This is a genomic window from Levilactobacillus parabrevis (assembly GCF_044051715.1).
In the GTDB taxonomy this organism is placed as follows: Bacteria; Bacillota; Bacilli; order Lactobacillales; family Lactobacillaceae; genus Levilactobacillus; species Levilactobacillus parabrevis.
Window position 1 is genome coordinate 21,046 of sequence record NZ_CP168688.1, and the last position, 17,144, is coordinate 38,189.

General features: G+C 48.7%; 9 protein-coding genes. 3 read left to right on the forward strand and 6 right to left on the reverse strand.

Annotated elements, in window-relative coordinates; translation table 11 throughout:
• Positions 1 to 5: 5 nt before the first annotated feature.
• Together addA and ACEPSU_RS00260 are read right to left on the reverse strand one after the other, a co-directional pair.
• Positions 6 to 3,809, reverse strand: coding sequence for a helicase-exonuclease AddAB subunit AddA (gene addA, locus ACEPSU_RS00255; protein WP_395323451.1), 3,804 nt, complete (start codon positions 3,807 to 3,809; stop codon positions 6 to 8).
• Positions 3,796 to 7,404, reverse strand: coding sequence for a PD-(D/E)XK nuclease family protein (locus ACEPSU_RS00260; RefSeq protein ID WP_395322006.1), 3,609 nt, complete (start codon positions 7,402 to 7,404; stop codon positions 3,796 to 3,798). Before ACEPSU_RS00260 ends, addA begins: the two co-directional genes overlap by 14 nt.
• A 289-nt stretch (positions 7,405 to 7,693) precedes the next feature.
• Between ACEPSU_RS00260 and ACEPSU_RS00265 the strand changes: the two genes are divergently transcribed.
• Positions 7,694 to 8,836: an ArgE/DapE family deacylase gene (locus ACEPSU_RS00265; RefSeq protein ID WP_395322008.1), complete on the forward strand. Its 1,143-nt coding sequence runs from the start codon at positions 7,694 to 7,696 to the stop codon at positions 8,834 to 8,836.
• A gap of 48 nt (positions 8,837 to 8,884) precedes the next feature.
• On the opposite strand, the gene ACEPSU_RS00270 is transcribed toward ACEPSU_RS00265, so the two are convergent.
• The 3 genes from ACEPSU_RS00270 to ACEPSU_RS00280 form a co-directional block, all read right to left on the reverse strand.
• Positions 8,885 to 9,907 carry a polysaccharide deacetylase family protein gene (locus tag ACEPSU_RS00270; RefSeq protein ID WP_395322010.1) on the reverse strand — a complete coding sequence of 341 codons (1,023 nt, stop codon included), beginning with the start codon at positions 9,905 to 9,907 and terminating at the stop codon, positions 8,885 to 8,887.
• Positions 9,908 to 10,035: 128 nt separating this feature from the next.
• Positions 10,036 to 10,410: a hypothetical protein gene (locus ACEPSU_RS00275; protein WP_395322012.1), complete on the reverse strand. Its 375-nt coding sequence runs from the start codon at positions 10,408 to 10,410 to the stop codon at positions 10,036 to 10,038.
• Positions 10,411 to 10,488: 78 nt separating this feature from the next.
• A complete protein-coding gene (locus ACEPSU_RS00280; protein ID WP_395322014.1) occupies positions 10,489 to 11,091 on the reverse strand; it encodes an NAD(P)-binding oxidoreductase in 603 nt (200 codons plus the stop codon).
• A gap of 159 nt (positions 11,092 to 11,250) precedes the next feature.
• Here ACEPSU_RS00280 and ACEPSU_RS00285 point away from each other — a divergent pair, with 159 nt between their 5' ends.
• Together ACEPSU_RS00285 and ACEPSU_RS00290 are read left to right on the forward strand one after the other, a co-directional pair.
• Positions 11,251 to 12,234 carry an aldo/keto reductase gene (locus ACEPSU_RS00285; RefSeq protein ID WP_395323455.1) on the forward strand — a complete coding sequence of 328 codons (984 nt, stop codon included), beginning with the start codon at positions 11,251 to 11,253 and terminating at the stop codon, positions 12,232 to 12,234.
• Between the two features lie 203 nt (positions 12,235 to 12,437).
• Positions 12,438 to 13,748 (forward strand): NCS2 family permease, encoded by a 1,311-nt coding sequence (locus ACEPSU_RS00290; protein WP_020088877.1) that lies wholly within the window; start codon positions 12,438 to 12,440, stop codon positions 13,746 to 13,748.
• A 166-nt stretch (positions 13,749 to 13,914) separates the two neighbouring features.
• On the opposite strand, the gene ACEPSU_RS00295 is transcribed toward ACEPSU_RS00290, so the two are convergent.
• Positions 13,915 to 17,010 carry a YfhO family protein gene (locus tag ACEPSU_RS00295; RefSeq protein ID WP_395322018.1) on the reverse strand — a complete coding sequence of 1,032 codons (3,096 nt, stop codon included), beginning with the start codon at positions 17,008 to 17,010 and terminating at the stop codon, positions 13,915 to 13,917.
• Between the last annotated feature and the right edge of the window lie 134 nt (positions 17,011 to 17,144).

The window sequence follows — 17,144 nt, forward strand, 5'->3', positions numbered from 1 at the left end:
TTTTTTTAGTCTTTCACTTGTTTGCTAGGCACGGAAACCAGGGCTCCCGTAGTCAGCAAGTATAAATACTGAGCTGTAACGGATTGTCCCGTCATCTGTTGAAGCGCCGCCGCGTACAGATTAACCTGACCACTGTACCGGTCGACAATCTTGGCAGTACTCTTTTCAACAGCGTTCGTGTTGACGTGATCTGTCTTGTAATCAAAGAGGATGATGCCGCTCTCCGTTTGCAAATAGCCGTCCACAATCCCGTGGACTAAGACCTGTGAGTCAGCTTCCTTGAAGTCCTGGAAGAGACTCTTAGCCGGCATCAATAGGGAAAATGGGACTTCTCGATGTAATTCCGCAGGGTGGGCAAGGATCTGTTGACCAACCGGCGTGGTGAAGAACTGCAGAATCAGATCTGCCCGTACCTGTGCGGCAACCTCTGACGTCAGGACTTGATCGGCAACTAACTGATCAATCTTAGCCTGAATCGTTGCGACCGTCGGCGTGGTTGTCACATCCAATTGCTGCAAGACTAGGTGGGTCGCCGTCCCAATTTCGGTTGGTAACGGTGCTCGAACAGTCTGTAAGAATTCTGGTCGGGCAAAATCATGCGTCACGAACCGCCGGCCGCGTTGGCCATTACCTACGGGTTGATATTCGCCAATCGTAGCATTATCGGGGTCTTCAAACAATCGCTTTGCCTCTGAGACAGACTGGTAGGCCGTCGTTTGCGTGGCTGCTTCATGGGGATAACTAAAATCCATGACTTGCCGAATCGACTCACTCCCGGATACGGTTTCTGCCGTCTTAGCAGCCACAGTACTGGTTTCTTTGAACCAATCAACCGTTGCCGTATTAACTGCTGGGGCTGGGCCCAAATCGTTGGCTGTTGCAAAGCTTACCTTGAAATTGGCCGGATCTCCAGCGAGAGCAGCTAGCGATTCACCAGCCGGTTGTGAATCATCTTCAAATTTGGTATCCCGAATCAAGCACATCCCAATCCAATCTAAGTAATTCGCTGCAGTGCTTTTCTCCCGTAACGTGGCGTTTAAAACTAGATTGGGACTCTGGAAGGCTTGTTCCCAAACACTCAGTGCCTCTTCCTTCGTCTTATGGGAGCCTACAATATAAATCTGTGATTCCGCACGGGTCAGTGCCACATAAAGTTTACGCATTTCTTCCGCCAAGCTTGCACGCGAAATGGCTTGAGCTGTGACTAGTTTCTGCAAGCTAGGTGCCTTGATCCGACTGACGGGATCTAAGTAGTCGATCCCAATTCCCTGCTTGCCACTCATCACGTAGCTTCCCTGTTGATCCTGCCGATTAAACTGCCGCGATGCATCCATGATGAAGACGACTGGAAATTCCAGCCCCTTACTTCCATGAATGGTCATGACTGACACGGCGTTCTCGGCAGCCTGAACAGGCGCCCCCGCCAAGTCATCGTCCCGTTCCTGCAAACGTTCAACGAATCGAACAAACTGGAACAGGCCCTTAAAACTACTGTGTTCATAGCTCTGCGCTCGTTCATACAAGGCATGTAGGTTGGCCTGCCGCTGTTCACCAGCCGGCATCCCTCCGACATAATCCAAGAAGCCGGTATCCTGATAAATCTGCCAGATCAAGGTCACCAGTTGATTCTGCCGAGCCACATCGCGGAAACGCTCTAACTGTTCTAAGAAGTGACTGATCTTTTCATAAAGTGTCTGTTGAAAATCACTCGCACTTGCCGCTGCGTAGGTCTGCTGGTAGTGCAAAACAGCCTGATAGTAATCCCCCGTCCGCTGATTGATCCGTAACGCTGCCAGTTCATTTTCATTGAGCCCAACAATGGGTGAACGTAGAACCGCCGCCAGTGGAATATCCTGGTAGGGATTATCAATGATTCTAAGAAGAGCCATCATAATCTGAATTTCAGTGGTTTTAAAATAGTTCTGCGCATCATTAACAACGACTGGAATACCTAACCGTCGCAACTCATCCGTAATAATCAGATTATTGGTTCGTGTCGGCGTCAACAAGGTAATATCACCGTACTTAATGGGCCGATTTTTGTGAGCATCACGGTCATAGATCGGTGTTTTCGCTGCAATCAGCTCTTGAATCTTCTTTCCAGTCAGGAGCACTTCACCCTGATGCTTATTATCTACCTGAAAGGTAGCATCCATCGGCTCCTGATCTTCCGAGTCGGCAGGACCAGACGTTTTCTCGTCCCCATCCGTCAAATACACCAATAGCTCGGCTGTACTTGTCACATCTTCAGGGTAATACGTTGCTCCGAATTTTAACTGTGCGGCTCCCGTATAGTCAATTTCACCCAACTCCCGATCCATCAACTGCTTGAAGATCAGATTCGTAAAATCATCGACATTTTTCATGGAGCGGAAGTTCTCGGCCAAAACGATTAGTTTACCAGATTGCTGGTCGGCAGTGTAACGATCGGTCTTGTCCATAAATAACGTTGGATCTGCCTGCCGGAACCGGTAGATAGACTGTTTGACATCCCCCACCATGAACAAATTACCGGTGGGTGCTGGTTTCGCGATTGCTGTCAGAATTGCTTCCTGTAGGCCATTCGTATCCTGATACTCATCCACCATGATTTCGGCATATTGTTGCCGTAGTTGTGCAGCGACTTGCCGTGATTGATCCGTATCACGAGTCAAAATTTCAAGTGCCGCGTGCTCCACGTCAGCAAAATCTAAAACGTGACGCCGTTGTTTCTCGGCCGCATACGCATCCCGAAAGGCTGTCACAGCACGAGCCAATTCACCTACCAATTCACCAGATCGCCGAATCGTGGTCATCGCCTGCTCCTCGGGCTGGATCAAATATCCTTTTTTCAGCGTCTCGAGTTGCTTGCGCGCTGGATCATAGTAGGTTGTCTTGAGATGGTTATACACCGCATAGTCTTCGTTAGTCTTGCGGACACTCGGCATCCGACCCCAATTAAAGTCCCTGACAGCCGCTCTCAGTGCGTTCCAACTCCCATGGTCCACCAGTGCCAAAGTAGCCTTAAGACTACTTATAACGGTTGTCAGATGGTCAAATTGTTTGGTTAGATTGGCCTGCTCAGCTAACTGCTGGGCGCTGGTCAAGTCCGCCTGAATCTGCTGTAACTGTGCCGTGAACAACGGTTGTAGCTGTTCGCGATAAAAGCTGGTTGCAGACAACCGATCGCTATCTAAGTGGTACGGTTCTGGCAAGGCGGTCAGCCATGCCGCAGGATCTGCGGTCGCGTTGGCAAACGTATAGGTCCGCTGTACCAGTTCGGCCAAACCATCATCGTTACGGTCACCAGAAAAGTTCTCCGTCAGCCGGGCAAATAAATTCTGTTCCCCATCTTTTGCCAGCGTCTCGCCCTCAGCATAGAGTTGTTCGCGAACATCGGCCCAAACCTCATCGCGTAGCAAGGCATTCTCCGTCTCATCAGCCAACAAACGGAACACAGGATCCATGTCGATCACGTAGTAGTAGTGTTGTAGAACCCGCAGGCAAAAGGCATCTAAGGTACTGATATCTGCGACCGGCAACTGATTCAGCTGGCGTAAATAGAATGATTGGCGGTCACTATCACCCTGACTCGTCGCTAACTCTTGACGTAAGGCCGTTTGAATCCGTTCGCGCATCTCGGCTGCAGCCGCCTTCGTAAAGGTTACAATCAGCACCTCATCGATACCGGTCCCGGCCTTGAGTTTTTCAATGACACGCTGAACCAACACTCGTGTCTTACCGGAACCAGCTGAGGCTGATACCAGCAGATTATTCCCATTTTCATGAATTGCTTGGTCTTGACTGGGCGTAAACTCAAATTTTGCCATCGGGGTCCTCCTGTTCTAGCTGTTCCTTGATCCGCGTCATAACATCATCTTTTTTGAGCGGCTGTAGATCACGATAATTATTCTCCGTCAGTAAGGGATCAAACTGCATAATCGACTTGTACGGTGAATATTGTAACGCCGTCTTATTTTGCTCCCGCGTTGGTGCCAAATCAACGTGACCATCAAAAATCTCCGTGGCCGCCCGCTTGATTAAGCCCTCCGTGTGCTGTAAGAGTAAATCCAGCTCACTCGGATTGACCAGCATCTTGCTGTAAGATGTGTAATTTTCCTTGACACCCCGCCGTAAACCGCGGAAGAGTAACGAACTGCCATGGTAATCATCCGTTGCAAATAAGGAATCCAAATTCGTCAGTAAATCAGGATCATCTAACAGCAGTCCTTGGTATTGTTCGGCCTTCAACAGCGCCATTAGCGGATCGTCATCCATCACATCCGCCGCCCGCAGAATCGGATTCTGCAAGTGTAAGTAGACCGCCCCAGCCAGCTCCGCGCGCTGCACGTCTCCAGACTCTCCGGCCAACAGTTCTGGCATATTCTTCTTCACAGCATCTAGGTACGTTAACATCTGCATGGCTTGACCATAGTAGGCGTCCTGGTAACTGAATTTATGCTCGGAACTCTTGTAGTCTACGATACCCAAGAACGTCTTATCCTTGAGTTCTAGTGCATCCAATCGGTCGATTCGACCACGAACTGTCACCTGACGTTTTTTACCGAGATCAAACGACAGAGCCGCCAGCCCATTCTGATCGCCCAAACCAAATTGGACTTCCGTACGCTTCGGCCGCAACTTGGTGCGTCCACTCTGCTCCTGTAACGTCTTGGCCATTTGCCGCATCGTTTTGATCAACTGCTGGCGAATATACAGCATCCGGTGCGAACTCTCCAAGATAGCAAATTGCGGATTGGTCGTCGTATCCAATACATCGTGAATAACCACCGTTGTCAGTTCCTGCAACTGCTGCTCATCAAGATCTGCCAGATTTAGCTTTTGTTGTTTGATCTGTTTCATCAAGCCGTCCATGGTCGCGTGAAAGAACTCACCGGTGCTGGCTGGTGAAAGTTCAAAGACATCGCGCTCCTGTAGGCGCAGGCCATACTTTAAGAAGTAAGCATATGGATTAGCGTAGTACTCTTCCAGTTTAGAAATCGACGTACTGATTTTCTGACCATACAGTTGCGTTACGATGTCCGGCGTCAGATGCTCTGGCACATTACGATAGCTCAAACTCCCGAGTAACTTTGTTGTTAAGTTACCATAATTCGTATCATGACTAAGCTCATTGAGCACATATAGCCATGGCTGCGACAGTGACTGCTCACGCAACTGGCTATCGTGACTCGCCTGCACAAGATGGCGCAGTGTCGTACGTCGCGTTCCTACAAACGGTAAAATATCGGTCATTTCCGCCTTTGGGGCGGCTGGTGCCACAATAATCGGTAGCTTAAAGTGTTGCCGAATACGCTCAACATATGGCGAAATTTGCAAGCCATTGTGATCCTCATCACTCGTAGCTGGATAACTGAAAATTAGCCGCTCACTGCCACTCAGAAAAGCTAAGTAATTGAGATAGGGTTCTCCCGCCAACTGTGTCGCCGCGTCATCTCGTAAATAGCTGTCCTCATCCACCGCCTGCAATTGTTCACTCAGATCATGACGATCATTATCCGCCAACAGGCTCGTCGGGATTTGATTGTCCGGCATGTCATCGGCCGTCGCGCCCATGAGGAACGTCACCTTCCGATTGTTGGCTTGAACGATTCCACTTTCGGTAATCGTCACTTGATCCAATGTTGATGGAATCTGGCTAAATTTAGCCCCCGCAAAGCCGGACTGAAGCAACGCCTGAAAGTCTGCTTGATTGAACGGCAACGGGCCCAAAATGCTATGGCACTCGTCCAACATCTGACAGAACGTCGCCCATGTCTGCTCTGGCTGACCAGCACGCATCAAGTCTCCAGCCGCAATCGCTTGATCACGCCAGGTCATCAACTGAGCACTGACTCCCGTACGATCTAGAAATTGATACATCACCGCGGCCGCATCCGTATACGTTTTAGCAGCCTTTAACCGCGCGAAAAACGGTGGCAGTGTCTGGGCAACAAACTGCCGAATTAAGTTGATCTGTGCTGTAATCTGCTCGTCGTGTGTCGTCTGTACCTGGTCATCCCCCGCTGAGAGTCGCATGTAGACCCAATCCTTCGTCTGAGTCCACCGATGTTGCCCTTCAAGGCCATTCTTTAAGACAAAGTTTTCCGTCAACGCGAGTGCGCGCCGATAAGCAGATAACGCCATGGGCTCGCCATCATCTTGGGGTAAGAGCAGCTCTGACTTCAAGACCCGAAAAACATCGGCATACCGATAATTACGGCGTTCAACATCGAATAAAGCATTGATCAATTCGACAAAGGGATGATCCGCCATCTGAACATCGGCATCATCGAAGTACGGAATCTCTTGGGCCTTAAATATCGGATCAATCACCGTCTGATAGTGGTCTAAATGACGCGCCATGACTAGGAAGTCCTGATAGCGATACTGACCACTGGCGACCATTTGACGAATCTGCGTTGCCACCCGAGAAACTTCCACATAACGATTAGCCGCTTGCACAATCTGAATATGCGTTGGCACCTGGTCAACAGGTTGCGGCTGTGGCGTCATCGCACTCGATGCTTGCCAAAAATCATCCAATGCTTGCAAATCATTTGAAACCCGTGCCGTTCGGGCATATTGATCATTTCTTACGGGAACTTGGCCGGCGCGTGCCACATTGTAGAGTTGATGATAGAGTTTCCCGGACTGAAAGAAAAGTGCCGTGGTATCCGGCAAGTCTTGTGGGTAACCCTTATCCAAGTTCAATGCAACGGTAACACTGTCTGCACGTTCAATTAGTGCCGCCGTCAACTTACGCTCTTGCGCACTTAACTGTGAGAAACCTTCCAAATAAAAATGCGCATGGCTCAAATCAATTTTAGTGGTCAAGAACTCTGCCAATTGATTCAGCAGGTCTGTGTTTTCCACATACTTTCCCAACATCTGTTGCTCAAAGGCTTCATAGATAACCATTAAGTCATGGAGCTTCGCCTGTAAATCAGCATTGTTGGTACTTAGCTGGTCAATTGCACGCATCAAGTCCGCAGCGGTAACTTGTCCCACCTTGAATTCAGCCAATTGCGCCGTCAGCTGACTGACAAAACCTGGCCGATCGACTTCGCCACGAAAGATTGTCAGTTCATCCGCATGACTCTGAATGATTTGATAGATCAGCATGTTGAGCCCCGCAGTTGAGATTCGAGGAATCTGATAAACGGGTTCATTCTTCATAAAGAACCAGGCTAACCGCGTAAATGAAAAGACCTGGACCTGCGTCTGCGCAAACAACGCTTGATCTGGTGCCAGTTTTTTCTTTAAATCAGTCAGGACATCAACTTCAGTTTCAAACTTAATGTGATTAGGCACAATGTAATAACACTGATCTGCGGGCTTCGTGGTAACCTGTTCGGTCATTGCCGCCACCATGGGTGTCCGATGGTCCTGCCCCGCACTACCTAAAATAAATTGCAAACTCATTTGCCGACCTCCTAATTAATGACGCCTATCAGTACAGTCCCACCATAATAGCAGGCTTCGTACACCGCTGGTTCTCATGATACACGCGTCAAAAGACACATGTTGACCAACCGCTCTCATTGTCTAACTTGATTATATTCTAGCACAAAGCAGCACAAAAGCGAACATGTGTTTGCCATAAATTTTGTTGTATTCTTAGCATTGCTTACAGATTAGTCGTCAATGCTAGCTGAGCGTGCTACACTAGGAATTAACATTAAAAATAGATGAGAAAGCAGGCTTTATCCCTATGGAAGATAGTGAACAAATAAAAATTTTACAACAGCTGATTCAGATTAATTCCGTTAACGGTAACGAAGCTGAAGTCGCCACTTACATTCAAAAGCTCTTCGCGGCACACGGTATCGCTGCCAAACAGATTCCTTATGCCGACGGGCGCAGTAACCTCGTTGCCGAGATCGGCGATTCGACCAGCGACAAGGTCTTCTCCCTCTCTGGTCACCTGGACACCGTTGCAACCGGCGATCCTGAAGATTGGAAGTTCGATCCCTTCAGTGCGCACATCGAAGGTCGGCGTCTCTACGGCCGTGGCGCTGCTGACATGAAGAGTGGTCTGGCCGCCATGGTCATCACCTTCCTTACTCTTGCTGACCAGCAGACGCGACTAAATGGTCGGCTCCGCTTTATTGGAACCGTTGGTGAAGAGAATGGTGCCATGGGGTCGCGGATGCTTACGGAACAGGGTCTGGCGGACGACCTCAGCGCCATGGTCATTGGTGAACCCACCGGCGGTAATATTGTCTATGCTCACAATGGCTCCCTCAATTATCACGTCTACTCACAAGGGCTAGGCGCACACAGTTCCATGCCAGAGAAGGGCATCAACGCCGTCACAAATTTAGCTAAATTCATCACGGCCGAAGCTACTGCCTTTGACGATGCACCGGTAAGTCCTGAACTCGGGCCGCTGGTTCACAGCGTGACTGTCTTCAACGGTGGTGAGCAGGTCAACAGCATTCCGGCTAAAGCTGAACTCCAAGGTAATATCCGGCCTATTCCCGAATTCGACAATGCCGCTGTTATCCAGCGTTTAAACGAAGTCGTTGACCATCTCAATCAGGAAAAAGACGAACACCTAACGCTTCACGTGGACTACAGTTTTAAGCCAATCATTAGCCGTCAAGATTCACCCCTGGTCCAATTAACGAAGAAGATTGCTGACCAGGAATTTGGCCGCGACACACAGCTACAAGTTATTCACGGTGCAACGGACGCTTCCGAATTTACCAAGTCGACCAATGACTTCCCCGTCATCGTTTATGGCGCTGGTGAATGGAATGAAGCTCATGCAACCAATGAATACGTCGACCTAGACCAGTTCTTACACGTCCAACACGTTTACCAACAACTCGCTCAAGAATTTTTAGCGTAAAATAAAACGATTGGTTCTGCGAAATTCGTGGAATCAATCGTTTTTTTGTTATTTGCCGACCGTGCGGTAATCGTGAGCACCGAAGTACTGCAACCCCGGTAACGCTTGATTATTTAACAATTGGCTAACCGTAACCAGCTTATAGCCCTTAGCCTTTAGTCGCTTAATAATCGTTGGTGCCGCTGCGACCGACTGTGAATGAATGTCGTGCATTAAAATAATGTCACCACCACGGGTATCCTTCATCACTTCATTAATATCTTTATTTTTATTCAAGTAAGCCCAGTCACGGGAATCCACTGACCAGCGAATGATGGGCTGTTCAACAGCTCGTCCCTCAGCAGCTGTGACGTTCCCATATGGTGGACGAACATACTGTGGCAGCGTCCCCGTTGCCTGATAGATTGCGCGGTTGGTGCGTGTAATCTGACTAACGGTCTTCGCCGTACCGATACGATTAAAGTCTGGATGGTTCCAGGAATGGTTACCTAATTCATTGCCACCCGCCAACACTGCCCGTGAAATCTGTGGGTATCGGCTGACGTTCTGTCCCGTCTCAAAGAAGGTTGCGTGGACCTTGTACTTCTTCAAGGTCTTCAGCAAACGTGGCGTGAGCGTCTTGTCGGGGCCATCATCAAAGGTCAACGCAACCATCTTGGTCGTCTTAACTGCCTTCGTACGATTGGCCTTTGGCAGATAACGATTCAGAACTTTTCCTTTTAATTGGGTGTAAGGAATCGTAATCTGCTTAACCTTAAATGAATTGGCCAATAAATTCATTCGCAATCCCTTAGCGGTTAACGTGGCCTTCTTATTCATATGTCTTGGCAACTTGACCTTGTAAACCGCCGCAACCTTGCTACCTTTGGCATGCTTCTGCTTCAAGATCTGTTGTCGTGCCGCCTGTCTAATTGCCGCCAGCCGCTTAGGATTCTTATTCGTTAATTGACCGAACGTGACGGTCTTAGCCTTAGCTGCACTCTTTGCCTGAGCGGGTAAAGCGCCCATCCCCATGACTAACGCAACTATTGCGACCAGTAACCCTAACTGATGCCACTTTCCTTTTTTCATAACGATCCCTCCTCAAAAATTGCTCCCCTGTAGCTACCTTTATCTTACCAGTTTCGATAAAGATTTCGCCGTAAAACGTCTTACAATTTGTGCTATAAAAAAGCAGCCTAACGGAATCGTTAAGCTACTTAATTCTGGTCGTCATCCGGGGGATTAACGGCCTGATGATTTTCCTTTAAAACTTCGTTGGTATAATATTCCAAATCGGTCAGGACGCTAGCATCATTGGTTTGCTGAGCTGCCATATTTTCCGCAATTGCCCACCGTGCCAGCGCATCCGTGATCGGCACGATATCTTGGATAATCGTCATTTCAGAGTCTTCAGCGTGTTGTTCCTGAATTGCCCGAAAACTTTCAATATCAGTGATAAGCCGCAATGGCTTACCCGTCTTTTTCTCAACGGACTGAAAAATAACGAAGTGGGCCCGTTGATTGGCCTCACCCATCCGCTCTCGAATCGCCTGTAATTGCTGACTATCTATATTTAATGCCAATGACTTCACCCCACTGACCCTATTTTAACAAACAATTGCCCGCAACAAACAATAATTTCAGGGGAAACCCAAAACTTTGCGAAAGGTTTAGCAAATTGCCAGTGACTGATAGTCATAGCCACCGTTAATCACAATCTGTGTCGCAACTGCTGCCACTGTTTCACGTGAAACATGGCCGGCCGGTACTGCTGCACCTTCCTTAATAATCTTAGGTGTCGTTGCTGGGTCGGCTGTCAGCGTAACTGGCCGCAAGATGGTATACGGGAATTCCGCTTCATCAACCAGTTTGGCTGCGTACCGCTGCTGATTAAGATACTCTTTGACGTCCGTAATTCCTGGGTAATCCAGCTCACCCGTAACTTCTTGATCAACGCCCGCCGAACTTAACATGACAAAACGCGTCAGTTGTAGACGCTGATGGTATTGAGCATCGAAGAGCGCTTCGAACGCCAAGTCCACGTCCATCCCCGTCAACGCTGAAAAAACAATCGGTTGATCCTTTAAGGCCTCTTGATAGCTCGCTTCCTTCGTCAGATCGCCCGTAAACTCTGTGACTTGGGCGGCTAAATCTGCTGGCAATTGGGCCTTGGCAGTGTGAACAATCCGAACAGCACTATCCGCTCGCGCGATTAACTGCCGTGCTACGCTCTGTCCCAGTGTCGTTGCACCTACAATTACATAAGTTGTCATCTGTTATTCGCTCCTTTTTCCTTGCCTCCCAGTGTACCAGAAAGTCCCCAATCACTGATAGTCTCCTGACAAACTTCTTACAGTCGTTGGCCTGAATAATCCGGTATAATAAGCGTGTAATACTGTACGCAATATCCATTAATCAATAGGAGGTATACGATGACACACGAAATGGTAACGATTGGTAAAAGTGACGTTCAGACAACCCCACTGGGACTGGGAACCAACGCGGTCGGTGGTTACAACCTGTTTCCCAATTTAAAGGATGCTGACGGTCTGAACCTGGTCAAGACTGGCCTCGACAACGGCATTCAACTTCTAGATACAGCATTTGTCTACGGTCTAGGTCATTCCGAAGAGCTCGTCGGCCAAGCCATGCACGACTTCGATCGTCACAGCTTTGCCCTGGCAACGAAGGGCGCCCAAGATTTCTCCACCGGCGAACAGGTCATTAATAACGATCCTGATTTTCTGACGCAACAGGTCGATGCCAGTCTCAAACGTTTGAAGACGGATTACCTCGATATCTACTACATCCACTTTCCCGACAAGCAAACACCCAAAGCCGAAGCGGTCGGCGCACTGCAACGGCTACGTGAACAGGGGAAGATTCGAGCCATTGGTATTTCAAACTTCAGCCTCGATCAAATCAAAGATGCAAACGCAGACGGTTATGTCGATGTCGTGGAAGACGAATTTAGCCTCCTTCACCGAGACTACGAAGCCGATTTAATGCCCTATCTCAAGGACCATCAGATTAGCTTCGTCCCTTACCTTCCCTTGGCATCTGGCTTGCTAACTGGTAAATACGCTGACGCCGTTTCATTCCCGACTGATGACATTCGTAGCCAGATCAGTGATTTCCAGCAACCTCGGTATGGTCAAGCGCTACAGGCTTTAACCGCGGTCAAACCAATTGCAACTGCCCATCAAGCAACACTTGCCCAGACAATCCTGGCTTGGTATCTGCAAAATCCATTGGTTAGTGTCGTTATCCCCGGTGCCAAGCATGCCGATCAGGTTGCGGCCAATGCTCAAGCTCTGGCTATAACGTTGACCCCCGCAGAGTATCAGACGATTGACACAGCTTTTACGGCCTTCAAAACTACCACCAGTGGAAAATCCCTTGCAGACCCCGACTAAATTCAAATCTAGTTATGCTATTCGGCAGCGTCTTCGACGTTGCCTTTTTTATTTACGAACTTTATTTTTATAATTTATTTTCTAATTCGTAATTGCATTCATATAAAATAAATGTTAAGCTCTTTTAGTAGTGATTTGAGAGAAAAACACGAACAATAGTGATTAACGTTCGTGTTCTACTAAGTTTTAAGGGAGCGCATAAGATGCAGAGAATTGCCAAGTTTTTTCAGTTTGAGGAATTAGGAACCAATTACAAAACAGAAATTTTAGCCGGAATCACGACATTCGTGTCGATGGCTTACATCCTGTTTGTTAACCCCCAAGTTTTAGGGGCTTCTGGAATCAGCCAGGGGGCGGTCTTCACCGCCACGGCCTTCGCTTCCGCATTTGGATGTGCCCTGATGGGTATCCTCGCCAATTATCCCATTGCCATCTCCGCTAGTTTGGGAATCAACGCCTTCTTCGCTTATTCCGTAGTCATTGGGATGAAAGTCCCTTGGGAAACGGCGCTAGCCGGTGTGTTTGTGGCTTCCATTCTATTCATGATTTTAACAGCCTTCAAGCTACGAGAAAAAGTCGTTGACGCTATTCCACGGGACCTCAAGATGGCAATCAGTGCCGGAATTGGGCTGTTCATTGCTTTTATTGGCTTGAGCCAGGGGGGACTGGTCGCCCCTGATAAGTCCACGGTCGTTGCGCTGGGCTCCTTACAGGTCGGCAGTACTTGGCTGACCATCTTTGGTCTACTGGTCACGTTAGTCTTAATGAGCGCTAAGGTGCCGGGCGCCATCTTCATTGGAATGGTCGCTAACTCAATTTTAGGTTTAATTACGGGGCTGATTCCCATGCCCGCTCATATCGTTGCCGGTATTCCTAGCATTAGTTCAACTTTTATGGTGGGGCTGACCCACGTTGGTAGTATCAACTCCTTACAGTTAGTTGTCGTCGTTCTGACCTTCCTACTCGTGACCTTCTTTGACACAACGGGAACATTGGTCGGTTTGGCAGAACAAGCTGGCTTGGTTAAAAACAACAAGATTCCTCGCATTGGTAAGGCTCTGATGGCCGACTCCACAACAATGGTTGCTGGCTCCTTACTTGGAACTTCCCCAATGGGGGCCTTCGTTGAATCCTCCGCCGGAATCGCCGTCGGTGGTCGCTCCGGCTTCACGGCTATCGTAACGGCCATCCTCTTCGTCCTCGGCGCCTTCTTCTCCCCACTGCTGGCTGTGGTCACAAACCAAGTTACCGCACCAGCTTTGATTATTGTGGGGGTCTTGATGGCCCAATCTCTGAAGAACATTCACTGGGAAAAGTTCGAGGTCGCTGCACCAGCCTTCCTGATTGTCTTGGGAATGCCCTTGACCTACAGCATCTCAGATGGGATTGCCTTAGGATTCATCACCTACCCACTGACGATGATTGCTGCTAAACGAGGTAAAGAAGTCGGTCCTATGATGTACGGTTTGGCCGTTGTCTTCGTCCTCTTCCTTTGGATCTTAAACGCTGATTAATACTAAGCACGTGTCCTCATTAAATATGGGGCACGTGCTTTTTTCAATAGTTACTCCCATAAAAAAGCGCGCTCAGTCCCCCAATGGAAGTGAACGCGTTTTGTCTATCTGTAAAAATTATAACCCAGGTTAACTCGCAATTGTCTTCAAATTTCCCGGGTTATTTTTAGTGACGATGTTGCGGATAATGCCACCACCGCCAGCCGCTCGCACCAATCAGGACGATGCTACCGACTAAAGTCAACCAGCACCCCAGAATAAATCCAGGCGTATGGTAAGTTAGCTGAATGTGGTGTTCCCCTACCGGCAAACGTGCGCCGACAAAGCCATCGTTTACAACTTGCGTTTCAGCTGGCCGCCCATCAATCTTCAATTGCCAGCCCTTAGAATATGGAATTGACGTGGTCAGAACGCTAGTCCGTGTCGCTGTCAGATTTCCCGTTACGCGATTAGCACTAACGGTCGCGTTCTTCAGTCCCCGTCGCTGAGCGGCATGGACCTGTTGATCATAAGCATGATCATAGGGCATCGCAATAAGCTTGACTGATTTGAAATCAATCTGGCGAGTCGCATTAAACGTCACATCAATCGTCTGTCGTCGTTGCTTCGAGTAGCCTAGGTTCAGTAGAACCCGTTGCTTAGGCTCGTAATCCGAAAGATTATCAATTCCAAACTGGGAAAAACTATTCGTCTCATTACGCGTCTTTACCTTGACCCAGTAATCTCCCATATCCGGATTTTTAACGGCATCGCGCCAATCATTTAGTTTCGTCAGATTTGAGCGTGGTGTGTTGCCTAAGACGCTGGTATTATCCTGATCCCGCAACTGTCGAGACGTGGTCAGACGTTTCGCACTGATCCCGTCCAAGGCCAAATACAGCTCCGTTCCCTGCGCCCGTTTAGGCCGCTTCAAGGTCAACGTATACTTGATTTGATTTCCCTGAGCATCACTCGCCAGTTGACGTAACCCACGTTGGTTGGCGGTGATTGTATCCTGAAGAATCTGTTGATTAGCCGTCAACACTTGATCTAACTGCGTTCGGTGCTGATTCAATCGAACCTGTTCCGCATATTTCTGCTCATTCTTCTGACTAATCAGCCCGTTCTGGTCAACGGGTAACTTGGGAACGGTCACAGAACTACCAAAGTAATCCAACTGCTTATCATTCAGCCCCTTCTTTTGCCCAGCCAGTGCCTGGCTCAACCGATACTGAACGACTTTATTAGGACTGTCAATCACCGGTATCGTCTCTGAGGTGACCGTGTAGTCTAAGTTTCGTGCTGAAGAGTGGTACTTGGCTGACCGAACCCCTGTCACTTTCGTCTGCGTCATAGCAGCTTGGGTCAAACTTCGTTCCCGATTGACCGCAGATAATTGACGCCATTGCTTTGCCGTCATTGCTTGTGGCTGACTGTAAACCAACGGAAAATTCAGTGATGTTGTGAGGCGCTGAGTTCCCACACCATTAGACAAACCATAGACGGCCTGTTCGGGATAAATCCGTTTCTCTGCATGGTAGCCATACGGTAAGGCGGCGTGGTTGGCGACTTGGTCTTCCCGAGCAAAAATCGTTTTGACACCCAACAGGTGATTCAGACTTGAACGATTGTCGCCTCGACCAATGGGAGAATTCATCATATATGCCGAGTTTTGAATGTCCCGACTGAATTGCCCCACGGCACCATTTTGAACTGAGAAATAAGACATCACGCCGGGGAGATTATGGGCCATCGCCATGTTATTACCCACGGTTCGCAGTAAATTAAAGTTCGGCGTCGTATTACTGCGGGAAAATACTCTCTTTTGCCGAACGGCGCGATCAGCACCATCATAATAATCACGAATATAAGCCGTAGCATCACCCTTACGGAGTTGCTGAGTCGCCTGGGGACTAGCATTGGGATCATAGTAACCCCAAGCATTATTAATCAAATTTATACTCAATACAACGCCGACTAGTGTGAGGGTCAGCCGTGCCGGTTGCTGGGAACTTCCCAGGAGGATTGCCACCGTTGCCAAGAACAGACCATAAGTAATGAGGTTACGCGCCGGATTACTGAAAATCAGGCCGTTACTAAGATACACGAGAGCGAGTAAAACCGCTGCACTCCCGCCAAGCCACCAGCGATCCGCCATCGTTAATTGGGTCACATGATCTAGCAGCACCATCGCTGCCAGTCCCAAAGGAACTGTCACCAGCAACAACCAACGATTAGATGGTGTTGAAAGCACGTTAAAGAAGGCGGCGACCGCCGGAAAAATCAGACCAACCATCACTAGGACTAGGGTCCCCGCTAACGGACGATACTGCCGCCAATGGACAAGGGTGTACACACATCCTAGAAAGGCAATCCCTGTCATGCCAAAGACGGCCCAATAGCTCAGCGGGTTCCCCGTTGTAAGGATTGCATTGCCTAACTTAAGATAATAACTCGCGGGATACAGCCACAGGCCATTAGCAAAGATTGTTCCCGTTCTGGTAGATCCCAGCATCATGATAATTGACGGCACTAACAAAATCCCAGCCAGCAACAATCCGGCCACCGCAGCGGCAACCAGTCGACTGATAGCGTGTCGTAGCGTCTCCCGAAGTTGGCTCTGCTCTTTCAAACTCAAGTACCGAATAACGGCATAAATCAAACTGCCCAAACCTAATATGTAAGCAAAGTAAAAGTTACTCAAGACAGTCAGCCCGGTCATGGTCCCAAGGAACGCCCACCCTTTACCACGCAACACGCGGTCGATTCCCAGAAATAACAGAGGTAACCAAATCATCGGCAGGATAAAGAAGGGATGATGCACGCCAATCATGAGGGAATACCCGGCAAATGCATACATCAATGATCCTAATAACCGGCTGAACGGTTTAAATGTATAGCAACGGGTAAACGCCAAGAAAGCGAGACCCGATGTATACAATCGTAGAATAACAAACCAGCCATATCCCGCTTCAATCAAGTGAGCCGGTAATAATGCCAACAGATAGGCGAACGGGTCCCCCAACACGTAATAGGCTAAGGTCGTGAGTTTGTCTGCGCCCAAACCAAAGGTCCACGACCAGCCCGTCACACCTGCTAGCCCAGATTTTGTCAGTAAGCGGTGAAGCTCCAGCATTAAGGGATAATGCTGTGTCACGCCATCCATATTCCAAATCAACGTACGATTAGCTACGATAAAGATACCAAAACTAAACGCCGCAATCACCATAAAGGCCGCGGAGTATAAAATCCACAACGGCCACCGGTGGTGTGCGATTTCCATGATGAGACCTCCAGTGAATTTCCAAAATACGGGTTCCGATTGAACCACTATGTCTCCAATTTACAAAGCCAGGCGCACAGTGTCAATCTTTCTCGCTAAACGATACGGCATTGTAATGTTTCACATGAAACAGG